Source organism: Hydrogenivirga sp., assembly GCF_056450045.1.
The window spans coordinates 1-4706 of the sequence record NZ_JBWONM010000067.1; the positions used below are offsets into that span (position 1 = coordinate 1).

4 protein-coding genes and 1 pseudogene are annotated in these 4706 nt (G+C 50.7%); 3 read left to right on the forward strand and 2 right to left on the reverse strand.

Annotated elements, in window-relative coordinates:
* The 3 genes from AC1HCM_RS02720 to AC1HCM_RS02730 form a co-directional block, all read left to right on the forward strand.
* On the forward strand, positions 1–1593 hold a 1593-nt coding region (locus tag AC1HCM_RS02720), incomplete at its 5' end, for a proline--tRNA ligase (protein ID WP_479460241.1).
* A complete protein-coding gene (locus AC1HCM_RS02725) occupies positions 1590–1790 on the forward strand; it encodes a hypothetical protein (protein WP_479460242.1) in 201 nt (66 codons plus the stop codon). The genes AC1HCM_RS02720 and AC1HCM_RS02725, both read left to right, overlap by 4 nt.
* 99 nt (positions 1791–1889) lie before the next feature.
* Positions 1890–2771, forward strand: coding sequence for an NAD(P)-dependent oxidoreductase (locus tag AC1HCM_RS02730; protein WP_479460243.1), 882 nt, complete (start codon positions 1890–1892; stop codon positions 2769–2771).
* Here AC1HCM_RS02730 and rpoD read toward each other — a convergent pair.
* Complete coding sequence (rpoD, locus tag AC1HCM_RS02735; protein WP_479460244.1) at positions 2768–4483, reverse strand: RNA polymerase sigma factor RpoD; 1716 nt, start codon at positions 4481–4483, stop codon at positions 2768–2770. The genes AC1HCM_RS02730 and rpoD overlap by 4 nt on opposite strands.
* A 43-nt stretch (positions 4484–4526) precedes the next feature.
* A pseudogene (locus AC1HCM_RS02740) lies at positions 4527–4706 on the reverse strand (DNA primase); the annotation flags it as partial.

Consider the following 4706-nt stretch of genomic DNA (forward strand, 5'->3'; position numbering starts at 1 on the left):
GAGATACTCCCCGCGGGGTGGAGGGTGATGAAGAAGATAGAGAGCGTCGTTCGCAAGGAGATGGACCGCTCCGGCGCCCAGGAGCTACTCCTTACAGTCCTCAACCCAGCGGAGCTGTGGAAGGAGACAGGCAGGTGGGAGACCTACGGGAACGAGCTTTTTCGCCTCAAGGACAGGAACGGCAGAGAGTACTGCCTCGGACCTACCCACGAGGAAGAGATAACCGACCTCGTGAGAAAGGTAATCCACTCCTACCGTCAGCTTCCTGTAATTCTTTACCAGATACAGGTAAAGTTCAGGGACGAGAAGAGACCGAGGTTCGGTCTCATAAGGGGAAGGGAGTTCATAATGAAGGATGCCTACTCCTTTGATACCGATGAGATGTCGGCGATGCTTTCCTACGAGACCATGAAGTTTGCCTACGACAGGATATTCAGAAAGCTCAGGCTGGAAGTGATAATGGCTGAAGCGAGCGTTGGACAGATAGGTGGCAAGCAGTCCCACGAGTTCATCGCCTTCACCGACTACGGGGAGGCAAAGGTCGGCTACTGTGAGAACTGCGGCTACGCCGCCAATGCGGAGATAATACCTCTTCCCAAACCCGCTCCCGAAGAGGAGGAGGAAAAACCCAAGGAGAAGGTCCCCACGCCGGATGTTAGAACTATTGAGGAGCTTGCAAACTTCCTGAAGGTGCCCCCTTCCAAGATTATGAAGGCGGTTCTTTACATGGTAGGAGAGGGTAAGCCCGTTCTCGTCCTTATAAGGGGAGACAGGGAGATAGATGAAAACAAGCTGGAGATGGTTCTCGGAACTGAGGATTTCAGGCTCGCCACCGATGAGGAGGTGAATGAGCTCCTTGGTACGAGCAAAGGATTCATAGGCATCTTCAACCTTCCCCAAAGCGTGAGGGTTCTGTGGGACAACTCCCTCTATGGTATTAAGAACCTCGTCGTTGCATTAAACGAGCCCGATTACCACTATGTGAATGTCAATCCGGGCAGGGACTTTGAGTATGGAGAGTTCGTTGATGTGGCTGAGGTGGTTGAGGGAGACCCCTGCCCCAAGTGTGGCTCACCCCTGAAGGTAAGGACAGGGCTTGAGCTCGGGCACATATTCCTTTTGGGAACCAAGTACTCGGAGCCCATGAAGGCATACTTTGCAGATATGGAGGGAAAGGAGAAGCCTATAGTTATGGGTTGTTACGGAATAGGTATATCAAGGATAATGGCTGCGATAGTTGAGCAGTATCACGATGAGAGGGGTATAAAGTGGCCCACTCCGGTGGCACCCTTTGAGCTGGATGTCATTGCTCTGAACATGTCGGACCCTGAGATAGCCCAGATCGCGGAAAAGCTGTACTTGGAAGCTGAGGAAAAGGGTATAGAGGTCATATACGACGACAGGGAGGAGAGTGCGGGCTTCAAGTTTGCAGATGCGGACCTTGTGGGCTTTCCCTACCGCATAGTGGTCGGTAGGAAGGTCAAGGAGGGCAAGGTTGAGCTTCAAAGGAGGGCAACGGGGGAGAAGTGGGACGTCCCCATAGAGGAGGCGGTAGACAGAGTAAAGAAGATGGTTGAGGAGGATAAGGTGTGAGGCTTAAGCCAATAACATATAGAGAACTTGGCAAAACAAGCCTTGCTCTTGTGGTAGCCCACATAGTTTTCCTCATGATTCAACCCTTTTCCAAGGGTGTAATGAGTGTAAAGCATCTTCTTGCTGGTGCTCTAGCTGTCCTGGCTTTTCTTTTCCTTGGCATTATCTTATTAGAGAGGTCTGGGAGTGATGAGTAACATTGTTGACTGGGCACCTTATATACTCAGCGGGATAGTTGCCCTGGTATTACTTTATATAGCTCTTTTCACGAAACCAAAGGTGGAGAAAACAAGTAGATGAAGGCAGGCTTTATAGGTCTTGGACATCTTGGAAGGGCTATAGCAAAGAGGTTGATAGAGCAGGGCGTGGAGCTTATTGTCTGGAATAGGACAAGGGAAAAAGCTGAGGAGTTCGCCAAGGAGACTGGTGCCGAGGTTGCGGAAAGTCCTGCGGAGCTAATAGGCAGGGTTGAGAAGGTCTTTGTAATAGTCTTTGACTCTCAGGCATCGGAGAGAGTGATATTTGGCAGGAACGGACTTACCTCGGGGGAGATAAAGGGAAAGACCATCATAGATATGACGACAAACCACTTCCTTTACTCGGAGCTCGCCTACAAGAGGCTAAAGGAGCTTGGAGCTCACTACTTGGACGCCCCCGTCTTAGGTTCTGTTATCCCTGCCCAAAGGGGTGAGCTCACGATAGTTGTTGGAGGGGATGAGGAGAAGTTCAGGGAGAACAGAGTCCTCTTTGAGAAGTTCTGCAAGAACATCTTCTATGTCGGTGAAGCTGGAAAAGCTACTAAGGTAAAGCTCATAAACAACATCGTCTTAGGCGGGATAATGGACGTGCTCGCCGAAGCTGTAGCTATAGCCCAGAGGGCTGGCATACCCAAGGAGCAGATAATTGACATACTCAACACAGGTGCGGGCAGGTCTTATATACTGGACGTAAAGAAGAAGAAGCTCCTTGAGGAGGACTTCTCCCCCCACTTTACCGTTGACCTCATATACAAGGACCTTCACTACGCCCAGGACCTGATAAAGGAGCTGGGACTCTTCTCCTTCACCACATCCGCAGTAAAGGAGACCTACGGTCTTGCTAGGGCTCAAGGTCTTGGAGGACTTGACTTTTCCGCTGTTTACGAACTTATAAGGAAAGGGGGCGGACAGCCCCTTTAAATCTCAAAGTCTTTGAGATACTTAGCCCTTGAGGGGTGTCTGAGCTTCCTGATTGCCTTTGACTCTATCTGCCTTATGCGCTCCCTCGTGACGTTGAACATCTTCCCAACCTGCTCAAGGGTGTACTCGGTTCCATCCACAAGACCGTACCTGTACCTGAGTATTTCCCTCTCCTTTTCGGAAAGGGTCTCAAGGACCCTCTCAAGCTGTTCTCTCAGAAGCTTCCTTGAAACATACTCCTCTGGGTTCGGTATGGACTTGTCCTCTATGAAGTCCTTGAGGAATGTGTCCTCGTCATCCCCGATAGGCGTTTCAAGGGATATGGGCTCCTGGGCAGATCTGAGAACTTTTCTGACCTTGTCGGGTGTCATCCCGAGGTGCTTAGCTATCTCCTCGGGTGTTGGCTCTCTACCGAGCTCCTGGAAGAGCTTCTTGGATGCCTTTATTATCCTGTTTATCGTCTCTATCATGTGAACGGGAATCCTTATGGTCCTCGCCTGGTCGGCAATTGCGCGGGTTATTGCCTGCCTTATCCACCAGGTTGCGTAGGTTGAGAACTTGTATCCCTTACGGTAGTCGTACTTATCAACAGCCTTCATCAGCCCTATGTTGCCCTCCTGGATGAGGTCCAGGAAGTGAAGCCCCCTGTTTACGTACTTCTTGGCTATGGAGACGACGAGCCTTAGGTTTGACTGTATCATCACCTGCTTTGCCTTTACAACCTTCCTCCTGCCCTGCTCTATTATCCCCATAACCCTCTTTATCTCTTCGGGGAGTATCCCTATCTCGTTCCTGAGCTTCTCTACCTCCCTCTTCAGGGATACGTACTCGCTCACGAGGGAGTTGAACCTGTCAAAGGAGTATCCAGCCCCCGTTATCTTTTCCTGAAGGCTCCTGTCTGCAAGGTAGCCCGTTATGAGCTCCTCTATATCGGGGTGTATGGACTGAAGCTTTCTCTTCCTTGATTCGTAGTCCCTGTTCTTCCTTACGTACTTCTGGTAGAGCTTCAGGAGCTCGTCTGCGACCCTCTCAAACTTGGAGTGCTTTATCCTCATCTGGTGAACTATCCTGTTCATCTGGGCGTGCTTGTAGAGGTACTCCTTCTTCTTCTCGGGAGTTCCCTCCCTTATGTAGTCCTCGCGGGCTTTGAGCAGCTCCTTGTAAGCTCTTGCAAGCTCAAGACCTTTCTCCATGAAGAACTTTTCGTGCTTCTCGCAGTTCTCTTCGTAGCAGTCGCTGTTGGGGTCCTCGTCTATGAGGTCCATTATGTCCCCTATCTTCATCTTTCCGTTGCAGAGCTTCCCCCAATCCTGAAGGAGCTTCTCAACGAGGAAGGAGCTTCTCAGCAGTCCCCTCCTCATTATCTTTCTGCCTATCTCAATCTGCTTGGCGTAGTGTATCTCCTGCTGACGGGTGAGCAGGGGGATCTTTCCCATCTCCTTGAGGTAAAGCTTGACAGGGTCTCCGTCTCTGCCCATTACCGTGAAGGACTCGGTTGAGACCACGAGCTCTTCAAGGTGTTCCTTTCCCTCGTACTCTTCCTCGCTCTCAACCACCTGGATGTTGAAGTTGGCTAAGGTGTCTATTAGCTCCTCAAAGCCGTCCGAGGAAACGAAGTCTTCCTCCACTATCTCGTTGATCTCATCGTAAGTTACAAAGCCCTTCTCCTTCCCTATCTCAACGAGGTGCCTAAGGCTTTCCCTGTCTACCATTCTTTACCTCCTGCACAAATTTATTGATAATAGGCTTGCGAGCTCAACTTTCAAGCTTTCCCCTCCACTTTCTCACCGCATAGGGCTTGAAGCCTCCCCTGTGCTTCTTTATAAACTCCCTCATAGACTCCCTGACCCCACCAGCTCCGATCTCCTCAGGGGGTATGTCAATCCTGAGCCTCTGGGCGCTCGCATCAAAGTCCTTCTCTGGATTGGTGAGCTT